This is a genomic window from Streptomyces sp. NPDC006643 (genome assembly GCF_042870175.1).
Taxonomy (GTDB): Bacteria; Actinomycetota; Actinomycetes; order Streptomycetales; family Streptomycetaceae; genus Streptomyces.
The window spans coordinates 22,970-38,452 of sequence record NZ_JBIAHA010000022.1 but is presented as its reverse complement, the minus strand read 5'-3'; the positions used below and the strand labels follow the sequence as shown (position 1 = coordinate 38,452).

General features: G+C 71.2%; 12 protein-coding genes and 1 pseudogene. 7 read left to right on the top strand and 6 right to left on the bottom strand.

What is annotated here, in order from left to right; translation table 11 throughout:
- Positions 1 to 18: 18 nt before the first annotated feature.
- Together ACFYNU_RS27785 and ACFYNU_RS27780 are read left to right on the top strand one after the other, a co-directional pair.
- A complete protein-coding gene (locus ACFYNU_RS27785) occupies positions 19 to 228 on the top strand; it encodes a DUF397 domain-containing protein (protein ID WP_078494319.1) in 210 nt (69 codons plus the stop codon).
- Positions 229 to 706: 478 nt separating this feature from the next.
- Complete coding sequence (locus ACFYNU_RS27780) at positions 707 to 2,281, top strand: sodium:solute symporter family protein (RefSeq protein ID WP_356594807.1); 1,575 nt, start codon at positions 707 to 709, stop codon at positions 2,279 to 2,281.
- Between the two features lie 64 nt (positions 2,282 to 2,345).
- On the opposite strand, the gene ACFYNU_RS27775 is transcribed toward ACFYNU_RS27780, so the two are convergent.
- Both ACFYNU_RS27775 and ACFYNU_RS27770 read right to left on the bottom strand, forming a co-directional pair.
- Complete coding sequence (locus tag ACFYNU_RS27775) at positions 2,346 to 3,461, bottom strand: ADP-ribosylglycohydrolase family protein (RefSeq protein WP_356594805.1); 1,116 nt, start codon at positions 3,459 to 3,461, stop codon at positions 2,346 to 2,348.
- 176 nt (positions 3,462 to 3,637) lie between these two features.
- Positions 3,638 to 6,244, bottom strand: a complete 2,607-nt coding sequence (locus ACFYNU_RS27770; protein WP_388767513.1) for a bifunctional FO biosynthesis protein CofGH — start codon at positions 6,242 to 6,244, stop codon at positions 3,638 to 3,640.
- A 97-nt stretch (positions 6,245 to 6,341) separates the two neighbouring features.
- Here ACFYNU_RS27770 and ACFYNU_RS27765 point away from each other — a divergent pair, with 97 nt between their 5' ends.
- On the top strand, positions 6,342 to 6,977 hold the full coding sequence (locus tag ACFYNU_RS27765; protein ID WP_356594801.1) for a hypothetical protein: 636 nt from the start codon (positions 6,342 to 6,344) through the stop codon (positions 6,975 to 6,977).
- Positions 6,978 to 7,094: 117 nt separating this feature from the next.
- Here the strand turns inward: ACFYNU_RS27765 and ACFYNU_RS27760 are convergent, their stop codons facing one another.
- Both ACFYNU_RS27760 and ACFYNU_RS27755 read right to left on the bottom strand, forming a co-directional pair.
- Entirely contained in the window at positions 7,095 to 8,432 is a 1,338-nt protein-coding gene (locus ACFYNU_RS27760; RefSeq protein WP_356594799.1) for an FtsX-like permease family protein, read from the bottom strand.
- Between the two features lie 3 nt (positions 8,433 to 8,435).
- A complete protein-coding gene (locus ACFYNU_RS27755) occupies positions 8,436 to 9,254 on the bottom strand; it encodes an ABC transporter ATP-binding protein (RefSeq protein ID WP_388767510.1) in 819 nt (272 codons plus the stop codon).
- 193 nt (positions 9,255 to 9,447) lie between these two features.
- Between ACFYNU_RS27755 and ACFYNU_RS27750 the strand changes: the two genes are divergently transcribed.
- The 3 genes from ACFYNU_RS27750 to ACFYNU_RS27740 all read left to right on the top strand — a co-directional run bounded on the left by ACFYNU_RS27750 (position 9,448) and on the right by ACFYNU_RS27740 (position 10,929).
- A complete protein-coding gene (locus ACFYNU_RS27750; RefSeq protein ID WP_356597303.1) occupies positions 9,448 to 9,762 on the top strand; it encodes a helix-turn-helix transcriptional regulator in 315 nt (104 codons plus the stop codon).
- Positions 9,759 to 10,274 carry a DinB family protein gene (locus tag ACFYNU_RS27745; protein ID WP_356597305.1) on the top strand — a complete coding sequence of 172 codons (516 nt, stop codon included), beginning with the start codon at positions 9,759 to 9,761 and terminating at the stop codon, positions 10,272 to 10,274. The genes ACFYNU_RS27750 and ACFYNU_RS27745 overlap by 4 nt, the downstream gene beginning before the upstream one ends.
- 82 nt (positions 10,275 to 10,356) lie before the next feature.
- Positions 10,357 to 10,929, top strand: a complete 573-nt coding sequence (locus tag ACFYNU_RS27740) for a dihydrofolate reductase family protein (RefSeq protein WP_356597307.1) — start codon at positions 10,357 to 10,359, stop codon at positions 10,927 to 10,929.
- A 2-nt stretch (positions 10,930 to 10,931) separates the two neighbouring features.
- Here the strand turns inward: ACFYNU_RS27740 and murJ are convergent.
- Positions 10,932 to 12,623 (bottom strand): annotated as a pseudogene (gene murJ / locus ACFYNU_RS27735) (murein biosynthesis integral membrane protein MurJ); the annotation flags it as partial.
- Positions 12,624 to 12,712: 89 nt separating this feature from the next.
- Complete coding sequence (locus ACFYNU_RS27730) at positions 12,713 to 13,540, bottom strand: LLM class F420-dependent oxidoreductase (RefSeq protein ID WP_356597309.1); 828 nt, start codon at positions 13,538 to 13,540, stop codon at positions 12,713 to 12,715.
- A 244-nt stretch (positions 13,541 to 13,784) separates the two neighbouring features.
- On the opposite strand from ACFYNU_RS27730, the gene ACFYNU_RS27725 reads away from it, so the two are divergent.
- Complete coding sequence (locus tag ACFYNU_RS27725; RefSeq protein ID WP_388767507.1) at positions 13,785 to 15,335, top strand: CehA/McbA family metallohydrolase; 1,551 nt, start codon at positions 13,785 to 13,787, stop codon at positions 15,333 to 15,335.
- The last annotated feature ends 148 nt before the right edge of the window (positions 15,336 to 15,483 follow it).

The following is a 15,483-nucleotide window of genomic DNA, read 5'->3' as shown; positions in this document are numbered from 1 at the left end:
AATCGGAGCGAACCGAACATGGCAATTCTTCAGGGCGCTACGGACACCTGGACCAAGTCCTCGTACTCCGGCGGAAATGGCGCATGCGTCGAGGTCAAGTCTCCCGTCGTACAGGCAATTGCCGTACGGGACTCGAAGGCCCCCGAAGGTCCGTCGATCACCTTTGTTCCGGGATCATGGACCACATTCGTGCAGGAGATGAACCAGGGCGCCTTCGATCTCGGCTGAGCCCTTCCCCCCACCCCACACAGAGCCGTAGCGCAACCGCACCACGCACGGAATGAGCCCTCTCGACCGGTCCGCCGTCCTGGCCGAGGGGGCTCTGCCATGCCCTCATCCCGGTCGGCCGTTCACCCGGCTGTGCACATGAACCAAACACGAACTCCCTCTCGGCCGCACGGGACCCGCATCCCGTGCGGTCGTTTCTGTTGCGTTGCCGTCGTACGGCAGTACCGCGTCCTGACGAAGCGCCCGCCCATCGTGTGGTTCCCGTCACGTTCACGACAACGCCCCACCAGGTCAAGAACTAGTAAAATCGTTCGGCTTTCTGATCCGTGTTCACATTTATGACCGGTGGAACCCTTGACCCACTGCCGCGAGTAGCGGTTCAATCCCCGAAGTCCCCGCTCCCGCACGGGGGCGCCGCTGACCGGACGCACTGACGAAGAGCACCAACGTTCACAAGGCGGACCCCTGGAGGGGGCACATGAACAGTCTCGACTGGACCGTGCTCATCGGATACTTCGGTGTGATGGTCGCGATCGGCGTCTGGTCCCACAAACGCGTGGGCGACGTCCATGACTACTTCACGGCCGGCGGCAAGATGCCGTGGTGGCTGTCGGGCATCTCGCACCACATGTCCGGCTACAGCGCGGTGATGTTCACCGGATACGCCGCCATCGCGTACACGTACGGCGTCACGTCGTACGTCACCTGGTCGTTCCCCATCGCCATCGGCATCGCGATCGGGGCCAAGCTCTTCGCTCCCCGGCTCAACCGGGTGCGCTCGCGACTGCACGTCTCGTCGCCGCTCGAATATCTCAAGAACCGCTACAACCTGCCCACCCAGCAGGCGCTCGCCTGGTCGGGCGTGCTGCTGAAGATCGTCGACGTCGGCGCCAAGTGGGCCGCCATCGCGACCCTGTTGTCCGTCTTCACCGGTGTCTCGCTCAACATGGGCATCCTGATCACCGGCGCGGTCACCGCGATCTACTGCACGGTCGGCGGGCTGTGGGCCGACGCGCTGACCGAACTGGGGCAGTTCATCATCCAGTTCGTCGCCGGTATCGCGATGCTCGTCGCCGTGCTGGCCGAGCTGGGCGGCTTCAGCAGTCTGTGGAACGTCTGGGACGAGCCCGAACTCCAAGGCCACACCGAGCCGTTGGCCGGGCCGTACATGATGGTCTTCCTGATCGCGTATCTGTTCATCAAGACCTTCGAGTACAACGGCGGCATGTGGAACCAGGCGCAGCGCTACATGGCGACCGACTCCGCGAAGTCCGCGACCCGCTCCGGCGCGCTGTCGGCGGTGCTGTGGCTGGTCTGGCCGCTGGTGCTGTTCTTCCCGATGTGGGTGGCGCCGGTGCTCATCGACACGGACGTGCCGGCCGACAGCTACGCGCTGATGGCCGAACAGCTGCTGCCGCACGGTCTGCTGGGTCTGGTCATCGTCGGTTTCTTCTCGCACACGATGGCCATGTGCTCCTCCGACGCCAACGCCATCGCGGCGGTCGTGACCCGCGACATCATGCCCGCCGTGTCGCGGCGGGTACGGCAGTGGGACACCCGGGTCGGGCTGCTGGCCGCGCGCTGGACGACGCTGCTCTTCCTCGGTCTGTCGATGGCGATCGCGACACAGGTCAACTCGGACTTCTTCGGCGACATCATCACCGTCGTCATCAAGTGGGTCGCCGGGCTGATGGGTCCGATCGCGATCCCGCTGATGCTGGGTCTGCTGCCCTGGTTCCGCAAGAGCGGTCCGACGGCCGCGCTGATCAGCTGGGGGGTCGGTCTGGTCACCTTCTGGCTGGTCAACTACCCGATCAGCTGGAACGTGGACGGCGGGGTGCCGCTCCAGTACCAGGTGTCGATCCCGCTGGCCGTCTCGCTCGTCCTGTACGTCGTGATCGGCTTCATCAAGCCGGAGGACACACCGGAGCGGGACGCCGTACTGGAGAAGATCAACAACGACGACGACGGCTCCGACGCGCGCGGTGCGGTGCCGGTGCCCGCGCGGCCGGGCGACGCGAAGGTGCTCGGCCGCGAGGACGCCTCCGGCTGACGGGTGGGGGTCTCGGCCTGCCGCCGGGTCCGGACTTGCGTCACCGGGCCCGGCAGCACCCGTCTCAGCCCCGCGGGTATCTCGACAGCCAGCCCGATGCCGTGATCGCCGGGCCGTGGAGCGCGGGGCCCTGCGTCATCTCCATCGCGAAGTCGTCCGCGATCTCCAACAGCGTCGGACGGCCCTCCAGTTCCGCCAGCCACGCGGGCGGCAGGGCCGTCTCGCCGTGCATCGCGCCCAGCAGCGCCCCGCACAGCGCCCCCGTGGCCGACGACGGCCCGTCGTGGTTCACGGCGAGCCGCAGGCCGTGGCGTACGTCCTCACCGACCAGCGCGCAGTACACGGCCACCGCCAGCGAGTCCTCCGCCGCCCGGCCCTCCCCGAGCACCGCGACCCGCCCCGGGGTCGGGATGCCCTGCCGTACGGCTCCGAGTGCCTGCCCCAGCGCGTCGGTGACGGGCTGGTGGCCGGGGCGGCTGATCAGCAGCGACAGGGCCCGCTGCACGGCCGCGTCGACGCTGTCGCCGCGCGCGACGCCGTGCACGATCACCGCGAACGCGCCGGCCGACAGATACGCGGTCGGGTGGCCGTGCGTCTGCGCCGCGCACTCCACCGCCAACTGGCAGACCAGCTGCGGCTCCCACCCCACCAGCAGCCCGAACGGCGCCGAGCGCACCAGGGCGCCCGCGTCCCGCGCGGTGGGGTTCTTGGGTTTCTCCAGGGTGCCCATCACCTCGTCGGCCAGCCCGGTCAGACAGGGCCGCGCGGGGTCGCGGCGCGCGTACAGCCACTCCTCCTGGGCGAGCCAGCCGTTGTCCTTGCGGCGCTCGTCGGGCCCCCAGTCGCTCTGGGTGGCGGCCCACCGCAGATACGCGCGGTGCACGTCGGTCGGCGGGTGCCAGGCGCCGGTGTCGCGCCGGACCTGGGCGCGGATGAGGCCGTCGACGGTGAACAGGGTCAGCTGGGTGGCGGCGGCGACCGCGCCGCGCCTGCCGTACGCGGGGGCGAAGTCGGTGACGCCCTCGGCGCCGTGCGCGGTCCGGGTCTCGTCGAGGGTGAGGGTGTCGACGCCCGCTCCGAGCGCGTCGCCGATGGCTCCCCCGAGAAGGCACCCACGGACGCGGCTGCGGAAGTCCTGTTGCTCCGCCCGGCCCCATATCGCGGTGGCTGGCCTGTTCACGCGTCCCTCCTCCCGTGTCGTGGAACGCGCTCTGGCGCAGCACTGTAATCGAACGGGAACGGACGGTTGGGCACGGGCGGAACGAGTGGCCGGTTCGTCCCCGGCCACCCCCTTCCGTCCCGGAGAGCCGCTCCGGAGAGCCGCTCCGGGGACTACTCCGCGGACTGCTCCGGGGACTACTCCGCAGGCAGCAGCGGCAGCAGCTCCGGCAGGTGCCCGTCGGACGCCGCCGCCGCCCGTACGCGCTCCTCGGGCACCTCCCCGTACAGCGTGGTCCGGGGCCTGGCCGGCCGCCCCGCGGCCTCGGCGATCGCGACCAGATCCTTGACCGAGCGGTACGAGCCGTAACTGGAGCCCGCCATCCGGGAGATGGTCTCCTCCATCAGCGTCCCGCCGAGGTCGTTCGCCCCGGAGCGCAGCATCTCGGCCGCGCCCTCCGTGCCGAGCTTCACCCAACTCGTCTGGATATTGGTGATGTACGGGTGGAGGAGGAGACGGGCCATCGCCATGACGGCGCGGTTGTCACGGGTGGTGGGGCCGGGGCGGGCGATCCCGGCGAGATAGACGGGCGCGTTGGTGTGGATGAACGGCAGCGTGACGAATTCGGTGAAGCCCTCGCGCCCCGCCTCAAGTGCCTTGCGCTGCATGCCCGCCAGGGTCCGGAAGTGCCCCAGCCAGTGGCGGGGCTGGTCCACATGGCCGTACATCATCGTGGAGCTGGAGCGGATGCCCAGCGAGTGCGCGGTCTCCACGACCTCGATCCAGGTGGCCGTCGGCAGCTTGCCCTTGGTGAGGATCCAGCGCACCTCGTCGTCCAGGATCTCGGCGGCGGTGCCGGGGATCGAGTCGAGTCCGGCCTCCTTCGCGGCCGTGAGCCATTCGCGGATCGACATCCCGGTGCGGGAGGCGCCGTTGACGACCTCCATGGGTGAGAAGGCGTGCACATGCATGCCGGGGACGCGTTCCTTCACGGCGCGCGCGATGTCGAAGTAGGCGGTGCCGGGCAGGTCGGGGTGGATGCCGCCCTGCATGCACACCTCGACGGCGCCGACGTCCCACGCCTGCGCGGCCCGGTCGGCGACCTGGTCGAGGGAGAGGGTGTACGCGTCGGCGTCCGTACGGCGCTGGGCGAACGCGCAGAAACGGCAGCCGGTGTAGCAGACGTTGGTGAAGTTGATGTTGCGCGTGACGATGTACGTGACGTCGTCGCCGACCACCTCGCGGCGCAGTTCGTCGGCGATCCGGGTCAGCGCGTCGAGCGCGGGGCCGTCCGCGTGCAGCAGTGCGAGCGCCTCGTCGTCGGTGAGCTTCGTCGGGTCGGCGGCGGCCCGCGTGAGCGCCTGCCTGACGTCGGTGTCGATGCGCTGCGGCACCATGCCGGGCGCGGCGGCCTCGCGCAGGGCGTCCCAGTCGCCGTAGACGTGGTCGAAGTCGTCGCGCCGGTCGCCGGTGCGGCCCTCGGTGTCGATGGTGCGGTGCAGGTCGGTACGGCCGGTGGCGGTGAACCCCTCGTCCGGTTCCTGCCACGGCAGCCCGGCCGGAGTGACATCGGTGCGGGCGAGTCCGGTCGCGGGGTCGGCGAGCGCGCGCACGTGCGGCATGAGGCGCGGGTCGAGCCAGGGCTCGCCGCGCTGGATGAACTCCGGGTAGATCGTGAGCCGTTCGCGCAGCTCGAACCCGGCGGCGGCGGTGCGCTCGGCGAGCTGGTCGATGTGCGGCCAGGGGCGCTCGGGGTTCACATGGTCGGGCGTGAGCGGCGAGACACCGCCCCAGTCGTCGATGCCGGCGCCGATGAGGAGCGCGTACTCCTCGTCCACGAGGTTGGGCGGGGCCTGGATCCGGGCGGCCGGGCCGAGGATGTGCCGGGCGACGGCGATCGTCGCGGCCAGCTCCTCCAACTCGGCGTCGGGCATGGCGCGCATCGCGGTGTCGGGCTTGGCGCGGAAGTTCTGGACGATGACTTCCTGGATGCCGTGGTAGGCGCGGGCCGTGCGGCGCAGCTCGAAGAGGGAGTCGGCGCGCTCCGCGTAGTCCTCGCCGATACCGATCAGGATGCCGGTGGTGAAGGGGACGTTGGAGCGGCCCGCGTCCTCAAGAACCCGCAGCCGTACGGCGGGCTCCTTGTCCGGGGAGCCGTGGTGCGGGCCGCCGGGCTCGGACCACAGACGGGTGGCGGTGGTCTCCAGCATCATGCCCATGCTGGGCGCGACGGGCTTGAGCCGCTGGAAGTCGGTCCAGGTCAGCACGCCGGGGTTGAGGTGCGGGAGGAGTCCGGTCTCCTCCAGTACGCGGATGGCCATGGCCCGTACGTACGCGAGCGTGTCGTCGTACCCCTCCGCCTCCAGCCACTCCTTCGCCTCGGGCCAGCGGTCCTCGGGCCGGTCGCCGAGCGTGAACAGCGCTTCCTTGCAGCCCATTTCGGCGCCCTCGCGGGCGATGTCGAGGACTTCGTCGGGCGACAGATACATGCCGTGCCCGGCGCGGCGGAGCTTGCCGGGGACGGTGACGAAGGTGCAGTAGTGGCACTTGTCGCGGCAGAGGCGGGTGAGCGGGATGAAGACCTTGCGGGAGTACGTGATGACCCCGGGGCGCCCGACGGCTTCGAGCCCGGCGTCACGCACCCGCGCGGCGGAGGCGGTGAGGTCCGACAGGTCGTCGCCGCGCGCCTGGAGCAGGACGGCGGCCTCTCCGGTGTCGAGCGCGACACCGTCCCTGGCACGTTTGAGGGCGCGGCGCATGGCGTTGGCGGTGGGGGCTGCGGGGGACGGGACGCTCGTCGTCATATGTCCGAGCATACGAGCGGGGCCGGACGATTCCGGCTGAGAGATGAGTACATGAGCGGATCCCCACATTCGGGGATCGGGGAATAACTTCGATCATATGGACGACGCGAAGGACCTCACCGATCTGGACCGCCCGGCCGGAAGTGGCGCGCTGCGCGGGGTGGGGATCAGCTGCGGACTGCTCGTCGCCGTACCGGTGCTGGTCGTGCTCGGCTTCCTCGTCACGTACGGGGTGCAGCGCGGGACACCGGAGGAGTACGAGCGGGTCGGCCGGGACACGATGACGAGCCGTATGGGCGCCATCCTTCAGGAGACGTACGACGTGCTGGGCGTCGATGGCGACACGCGGCCCGCCGGTCCGGGCGACTCCCTCTGCTACCCCGACGGTCTGGAGAGCATCGCCGACGAGCCGGTGGAGGGCGCGTACAGCCTCTCCGACGGGTGGGAGACGGACGGGGTGACGGGGGCCGAGGCCGGGCCCGCGCTGAAGCGGCTGCACCGGTATCTCGGGGACGAGGGCTGGGACATCGACACGTACGAGAGGTTCGACGGGACGGCGTACCGTCCGGCGGGGACGGCGGGACCGGCGGAGAGTCTGACGCTGCGTGCCTCGCGGCCGGGCCCGTCCGACGACGGCGGTGACACCGGGCTGCTCTTCGAGTGGCGGGACGGGCGGGACGGGGGCCGGTTCAGCGGGTCGGTCGTGTCGCCGTGCGCGTACGAGCCGAAGTAGGGCGGCCCGCCCGGAGACGCCCGGAGACGCGCGGAGGCGACCGGAGACGCCCGGAGGGGCAGTCGCGGTGTGCGACTGCCCCTCGGCGGCTTCTCGTCGTGCTGTCGTCGATTCATGTCAGGCGGCCAGTGCCACCGCCTCGACGGCCGGGGTGCGCAGTCCGCGGTAGGCCGTACCCACGCTGGTGACCATCGTCGCCACGGCCCCGATACCCACGACGACCAGCCAGATCGTCAGGCTCTGGTCCGGGACGACGGTGTCGGTGCGGACGATGCTGAAGGAGACGATCCCGGCGAGCGCCGACAGCGTCGCGAAGAACACGCCGAACACGGTCAGGACGAGCGATTCGAGACCGATCATGCCCAGGACCTGACCGGGCGTGGCGCCGGAGAGACGCTGCTGGCCGAACTCCCTGGTGCGGTAAGTGGTCGCCGCGTAAAGGCTGTTGACCAGCATGATGCAGGCGAAGATCACGATGATGCCGGCGATGACGAAGTTGAGCGTCTGGATGCTCTTGTCGTCGCTCGACCGGGTCAGCCCGGCGGCCTCGGCGGCGTCGTTCTCGATGATCTGCATGTAGAAGATGGCCGAGGCGATGCTGATGAAGAGGATCAGCGGCATGAGCACGCTGGAGAGCTGGTTGGCGCGCTCGCGCATGTTGTGGACGGTCAGATAGCCGCTCGCGCCGGTGAGCAGGGTCAGCGGCCCGGACAGGGCGCCGAGCAGGACGCGCAGCAGGGCGGGCGAGAGGATCGCGAAGCCCGCGGCGAGCAGGATCGCGCCGTAGCCGGGGGCGGCCATCAGCGCGACGGCCGTCTTGTCGATGGCGAAGGTGGAGCCGACGGCGCCGGCGCCCAGCAGGAGGGCGGCGAAGCCGGCGGCATTCTTCGCGCGGCCACGGGACTTGGGGCCACCGGCCGCCTCCCTGGTCGCCCGGCGGACCGCGAGGAACGCGGCGCCGACGGAGGCCAGCAGGGTGATGGACGCGCCGAGGGCGATCGCGACGGGACCGAAGACATGGTCGACACGGTCGGCGACCTGGCCACTGTCCTTGAAGACGTCGAGCAGTTGCTCGCCGCCGATCATCGCGGGGGTGATCGCGAGGAGGGAGCCGACGATCCCCACCACGGCGGCCTCGAAGACCACCATGCGCTTGATCTGCGCGGGGGTCGCGCCGCTCCGGCGCAGGAGGGAGATCTCCTCGCGGCGCTGGCGGACGTTGACGGTGAGGGTGGAGGCGATGGCGAAGAAGACGAGGAGGGCGCCGTAGCCGCCGACCACGTTCGCGGCGGTGGTGATGGGCTCCTTGCTGGCGGCGTCGATGCCCGGGGCCGCGGCGGTGTCGAGCATCGAGCCGAAGGTCATGATGACCGCGGCGCCGAGGAAGGTGGAGAGCAGGGTGGCGATGAAGCGCCCGGGGCGCCGGCGGACGGAACTCATGGCGAGAGAGAACATGGGTCACACCCCCGCGTACGTGGTGTGGGCGGACGGGGTGGCGGTGTTGCCGTGCTGGACGGTGTCGCCGAGGTGGGCGAGGCGTTCGGCGACGGCGTCGACGGTGGGGTGGTCGATCTGGCCGGCGAGGCGGCCGTCGGCGAGGAAGACGACGGAGTCGGCGTAGGAGGCGGCGACGGGGTCGTGGGTGACCATGACGACGGTGCGGCCGTGGACCCGTACGGTCTCCTGGAGCAGGCGCAGGACGTCGCGGGCGCTGCGGATGTCGAGGGCGCCGGTGGGTTCGTCGGCGAAGACGACAGCCGGTTCGGTGACCAGGGCGCGGGCGATGGCGACGCGTTGCTGCTGGCCGCCGGAGAGCTGGTCGGGGCGGTGGCCGAGACGGTCGCCGAGGCCGACCTGGGTGAGGATCTCCCGGGCCCGGTCCTTGTCGATACGGCGCCCGGCGAGCTTGAGGGGCAGCACGGTGTTCTGCGCGACGGTGAGCGTGGGCAGGAGGTTGTACTGCTGGAAGATGAAGCCGATCCGCCGGCGGCGGAACTTCGTCAGCGCGGCCTCGCTGCCGCCGGTCATCTCCTCGCCGTCGACCATGACCTGTCCGCTGTCGGGCCGGTCCAGGCCCGCCGCGCACTGGAGCAGTGTCGACTTGCCCGAGCCCGACGGCCCCATGACCGCGGTGAACGAACCGGCGGGAAGCGTGAGCGAGACGCCGTCAAGGGCGGTGACGGCACTCTCGGCCGTCCCGTAGACCTTGGTGACCTGAGCCAGCCGCAGAGCTTCCGCACTCCTGGCCGGCCGGCTCGCGTTCTTACGACGCATCATGATCGTTCCTTCCCGTCGGACACTCTCTGTGCCACGGGTAAGACGCTACGGACGGCGCGCTTCGCCCACATTGGGCGTACGGCCCGAACCACGGGTGTCGCTGAGTACACCTCGCCCCTGCTGCCATCCCCCCGGGCCCCGGGGGAGGCGGGTGACGGCGCCCGGCCGCACCACGGGCTGTCACACTGAGCGGGTGCGGACGAACGATGATTTCGGCGCTGCGCTGCGGGAATACCGAGCGCGGCTGAAGCCGGAGACGGTGGGAATACGGCCGGCGTCGCCGGCGACGCGCCGGGTCCCGGGGCTGCGCCGCGACGAGCTGGCGCGACTGGCCGGGGTGTCGGAGGAGCATCTGAAGCGACTGGAGCAGGGGCGCCGGCGCCCGTCCAGGGCGGTGGTCGACTCACTGGCCGAGGCGCTGCGGCTGGATCACGCGGAGTACGCGCGGCTGTGCCTGCTCGTCGGCTTCGCCGTGCCGGAGCAGGCGGGAGCGGGTTCCCCGCCATGACCACCGACGACCGCGTGGGCCCGCCCCGCACCGGCACCGAACGCGAAACCCTGCGGGCCTTCCTCGACTACCAGCGCGCGACGCTCGCGATGAAGTGCGCCGGGCTGAGCGACGACGAACTGCGACAGCGGTCGATGGCCCCCTCGACGCTCTCCCTGCTGGGCCTTGTACGCCATCTGGCCGAGGTCGAACGCGCCTGGTTCCGGCGGGTGTTCGAGGACAACGCGGCGCCGATGCTCTGGTCGCCCCCGGGCGAGATCGACTTCCAGGCGGCGTACGACGCGAGCGCCTCGTCCCGGTCCGAGGCGTTCACCGCCTGGGAGGCCGAGGTCGAGACGTCACGGCGGATCGAACGGGCGGCGGACTCACTGGATCTGACGGGCCGTCAGCCACGCTGGGGCCAGGACGTCTCGCTGCGGATGGTGATGGTGCACGTCCTGCTGGAGTACGGCCGCCACAACGGCCACGCCGACCTGCTGCGCGAGGGCGTGGACGGGACGGTGGGCGCGTAGCGGGAGTTTTTCCGCGCGCCGCGATGAGTTCGCGGCGCCCCGGCGGTCGTACCCTCGAACCCGCTACCGAGGAGGACTTCCGATGCGCAGAGTCACCTATTCGATGGGCGTCTCGCTCGACGGCTACATCGTCGGGCCGGACGGCGGCTTCGACTGGTCGCCGCCCGACGAGGAGCTCTTCCGCTTCTCCACCGACGAGGTGCGAGGGCTCGGCGCCCACCTGCTGGGACGGCGGCTCTACGAGTCGATGCTGTACTGGGAGCCCATCGACCAGAGTCCGTCGCTCGACTTCCCGACGACGGAGTTCGCCACGCTCTGGAAAGCGCTCCCGAAGGTGGTGTTCTCCACCACCCTGACGGAGGTGCGGGGCAACGCGCGCCTCGCCTCGGGCAGTCTGGCGGAGGAGATCGAACGGCTGCGGGCCGAGCCGGGCGACGGCGACATCGCCATCGGCGGCGCCGCGCTCGCGGCCGAGGCCGCCGCCCTGGATCTGATCGACGAGTACCGGCCCAGGGTCTACCCGGTACTGGTCGGCGGCGGCACCCCGTTCTTCCCCCAGCAGGAACGCCGGGTAAATCTCGAACTCGTCGAGACCCGCACCTTCGGCTCACGGGTCGTCTGCCTCCGCCACCGCGTGGTGCGCGACAAGAAGTGAGGTCAACGGCCCAGCCGGGTGCGGACCATGGCCGTCAGGGCTGTGAGTTCCGGTACGCGTAGCAGGCGGGCCAGGAGCAGGAAGACGAGCAGGAGGACCGCGCCGCCCGCCGTCAGGGAGAGGAGGGACGGGAGCGCGCCCGAGCCCAGGGTGTTGGTCAGGGTGTAAGCCACCGCGCCCGCCGCGAGGGCGGCCGGGGTCGAGGCCGTGATCAGGCGGGCGTAGGTGCGCAGTACGCGGGCGCCGTCCAGGTCGCCGCCGAGGCGTCGGCGCAGGCGGCGCCAGGCGATGCCGACCCCGACGGCGTAGCCGAGGCCGTACGACGCGGCCATGCCGACCACCGCCCAGCGCGGCGGCAGGACGGCGAAGCAGAGGGCGGACGCGGCGGCGTTGACGAGGGCGACAACGAGGGTGTTGTAGAAGGGGGTTCGAGTGTCCTCGTACGCGTAGAAGCCGCGCAGCACCACGTACTGCACGGAGTACGGGACGAGGCCGAGACCGAAGGCCATCAGCGCGAAGCCGATGCCCCGCGCGCCCTCGGCGCCGGAGCCCGCGTAGAGGAGCGTCGCCATCGGGACTCCCAGCGCCAGGAAGGCGAAGGCGCACGGCACGATCGCGACGGCCGAGGTCCGCAGGCCGTACGAGAGGTCGTCGCGTACGGCCGCCGCGTCACCGTCGACGGCGGCGCGGGAGATACGGGGGAGCACAGCCGTCATGATGGAGACGGTGATGATGGCCTGCGGCATCTGCCACAGGAGGAGCGCGTAGTTGTACGCGGTGATGCCGGTGCCGGTGAAGCCCGCGCGTTCGGCCGCCGCGCCCGCCTTGGTGGCGAGTTGGGTGACGACGACCATGCCGAGCTGGTTGGCGAGCACGAAGAGCAGTGTCCACTTGGCGAGGCCCATCGCCTTCCCGAGGCCGTGGCCGCGGAAGTCGAAGCGCGGACGGAGCCGGAAGCCGGCGTCGCGCAGGTACGGCAGCATGGCGAGCGCCTGCACGGCGAGGCCGAGGAGCGTGCCGAGGCCGAGGAGCCGTACGCCCTCCGGGGTGATGGTGGCGGGGGTGACGCCGGTGCCGGTGAAGCCGCCGAACGCCCAGATGAAACCGCCGAACGCCGCGATGATCACTATGTTGTTGAGGACCGGGGTCCACATCATCGCGCCGAACCGGCCGCGAGCGTTGAGGATCTGGCCGAGGACGACATGGGCGCCCATGAAGAACATGGTCGGCAGGCAGTAGCGGGCGAAGGCCACGGTGACGGCCAGCCGGCGCGGATCGTCCGCGATGTCCGGCGACATGAGGTGGACGAGGAGCGGCGCGGCGACGACGCACACCACGGTGACGGCCGCCAGCGCCACCATGACGAGGGTGAGGAGGCGGTTGGCGTACGCCTCGCCGCCGTCGTCGTCCTTCTTCATCGCCCGTACGAGCTGCGGCACGAACACGGCGTTGAGCGCGCCGCCGCCGACGAGGACGTAGATCATGGTGGGGAGGACGTTGGCGACCTGGTAGGAGTCGTTGAGGGTCCCGACGCCGATGGCCGCGGCCATGACCAGGGTGCGCGCGAAGCCGGTGATACGGGAGACGACGGTCCCGGCGGCCATGAGCGCACTGGACTTGGCCACCCCGCCCGGCGCCCCGCCGGGCGCACCAGCCGGCGCCCCGGACCCGGGTGCCGGGGCGGGCTGCGGTGGGACTCTGAGGGTGACGGTGTCGTGGTCGTGCGGCGCGCTCATCCGCACACTCTTTCACCCGCGCGGCAGCCGGGGCCCGGACCTTTCCCTCACACGTACTGCGCGAAGTCGTCCAGCGTCCGCAGCACCTCCGACTCGTCGCCCGGCGGCAGTTGGACCACCACCTCCCGCACCCCCAGATCCGCGTAGTGCGCCAGCTTGCCCGGTGTGGGGCGGACGGCGTACGGGACGACCTGGAGGGCCTCCGGCGGGCGGCCCGCCGATTCCCATGCCGTGCGCAGCAGCGGGATCGACTCCGAGAGACCCCGGCCGCCGATCGGGAGCCAGCCGTCGGTCTGTTCGGCGATATGGGCGAAGAGCTGGGGGCCGGCCGCGCCGCCCGCGAGGGTGCGCGGGGCGCCGTTCGCCGGCTTCGGGTGGGCCTCACTGGCGCGTACGGAGGCGAACTCGCCCTCGTACGGCGTCGGTTCGGGTGCCCACAGCGCGCGCATCAGCGCCAGCCGGTCCCAGCCGAGGGCGCGCCGTGACGTCCACTCGACGCCGTGGTCCGCCGCCTCTTCCTTGTTCCAGCCGAAGCCGATACCGAGCGTGAACCGGCCGCCGGACAGATGGTCGAGCGTCGCGATCCGCTTGGCGAGGTCGATCGGGTCGTGCTGGGCGATGAGCGTGATGCCGGTGCCGAGGCCGAGGCGTTCGGTGACGGCCGCCGCCTGGGCGAGCGCGACGAAGGGGTCGAGCGTACGGCCGTACTCGCGCGGCAGGTCGCCGCCCGCGGCGTACGGGGTGGTCCGTTCGATCGGGATATGGGTGTGCTCGGGCAGATAGAGCCCGGCGAAGCCACGCTCCTCCAGTTCCCGTGCGAGCCGTACGGGGGTGATGGTCTCGTCGGTGAGGAAGATGGTGGTCGCGATCCGCATACGGATGTTTCTCGTTTCGGGGCGTCGGGACGGGGACGGTCGGGCGGGGACGGGGGCGGGGACTGCCTGGCGGCGTCCCAACTTATGCCCCGGTCGGGCGGGACCGACGCCTGTCGCACGCCGTGACCACTGGCAATGTGCGCACCACCTCCCCACCCCCTTCCCTTGTACGGCCGTTCACGACTCAATACCAGGGTTCGGAACCTCCACTCCTGTCCCTCTCGAACCCCGGGGAGCCGTCGGCATGTGCAACGACCACACCGAACACGCGATAGGCAGACGCGGTCTGCTCGTGACCGGGGCCGCCGCGGCCCTTACGTTGGGCAGCGTGAGCTTCGCGAACGCCGCGCCCGGCGACAGCGGTACGAGCGGTACGAGTGGCAAGAGCGGTACGGAGACCAAGACCGTGCGCGGCACCCTGCCGCCCGGCTCCCCCGACTTCGTCCATCTGCCGGTCGACGTACCGCGCGGGGTACGTGAGATCCGCGTCGCGTACAGCTACGAGCGGCCGGCCGTGCCCGCCGGCACCCAGGGCAATGCCCTGGACATCGGCATCTTCGACGAGCGCGGCACGGCCCTGGGCGGCGACGGGTTCCGGGGCTGGTCCGGCGGCGCGCGCAGCGAGTTCTTCATCCGCGCCGACGAGGCGACCCCCGGCTATCTGCCGGGCCCGGTGCGCTCCGGCAGGTGGCACATCGCGCTCGGCCCGTACACCGTCGCGCCCCAGGGGCTGGCGTACGAGGTGACCATCACCCTCACGTACGGCTCCCCCGGCCGCACCCCGCGTCCGGTCCACCCGCCCGAGCGGGCCAAGGGGCGCGGGCGCGCCTGGTACCGGGGCGACTGCCATCTGCACTCCGTGCACTCGGACGGCCGGCGCACCCCCGCCGAGATCGCGGCGGGCGCGCGGGCGGCCGGGCTGGACTTCATCAACACCAGCGAGCACAACACCTCGTCCGCGCACACCGCGTGGGAGGGGCTGTGGGGCGACGACCTGCTGATCCTCACCGGCGAGGAGATCACCACCCGTAACGGCCATGTCGTGGCCATCGGCATGGACGCGGGCACCTTCGTCGACTGGCGCTACCGCGCCCGCGACAACCGCTTCGGGCACTACGCGCGCGAGATCCGGCGCGCGGGCGGTCTGGTCGTGCCCGCGCATCCGCACGCCACCTGCATCGGCTGCAACTGGAAGTTCGGCTTCGCCGACGCCGACGCGGTGGAGGTGTGGAACGGTCCCTTCACCCCGGAGGACGAGGTCGCCCTGGCCTCGTGGGACAACACCCTGGTGTCGGCGGCCCGTTCGGGACGGCCGTGGACCCCGGCGATGGGCAGCAGCGACGCGCACCGCGACCCGGAACCGATCGGCACCCCGCAGACCGTCGTCCTCGCCGACGAACTGTCCCGCGAGGCGATCCTGGCCGGGATCCGCGCGGGGCGCAGCTACATCGCGGAGTCCGCGGCGGTGTCCCTGACCTTCGGCGCCTCGGGCGGTCGCGGTCTGCACGCGGGCATCGGCGAACGGCTGCGGGTCGCGGACGACGAACCGGTGACGGTACGTCTGGAGGTCACCGGCGCCCCGGCGGGCAGTTCGGCGCGCATCGTCACCGACCAGGGGACGCTGCACACCGTCACGCTGCCGGAGTCGGGGACGGGGACGGTGGAGTGGCGTACGACGGCCGAGTACGCGACATACGTACGCGCCGAGGTACGCCGTCCCGCGACGGCCCCGCCCCTCCCGGGCAACTTCGTCGCGCTGACGAACCCGGTGTTCCTGGGGCGTACGGAGGCGTAGTCGAGGCGGCGGGGGGGGGGCCCCCCCGGGGGGCCCCCCCCCCCCCCCCAAACACCCCGCCGGGGAGCGGGAACCACCGCCCGGCCCCCCCGGGGGGGCCAGCGGCCGCCCCCGGAAACAAACCCCCCCGGCCCACGCCGGTCAAAAA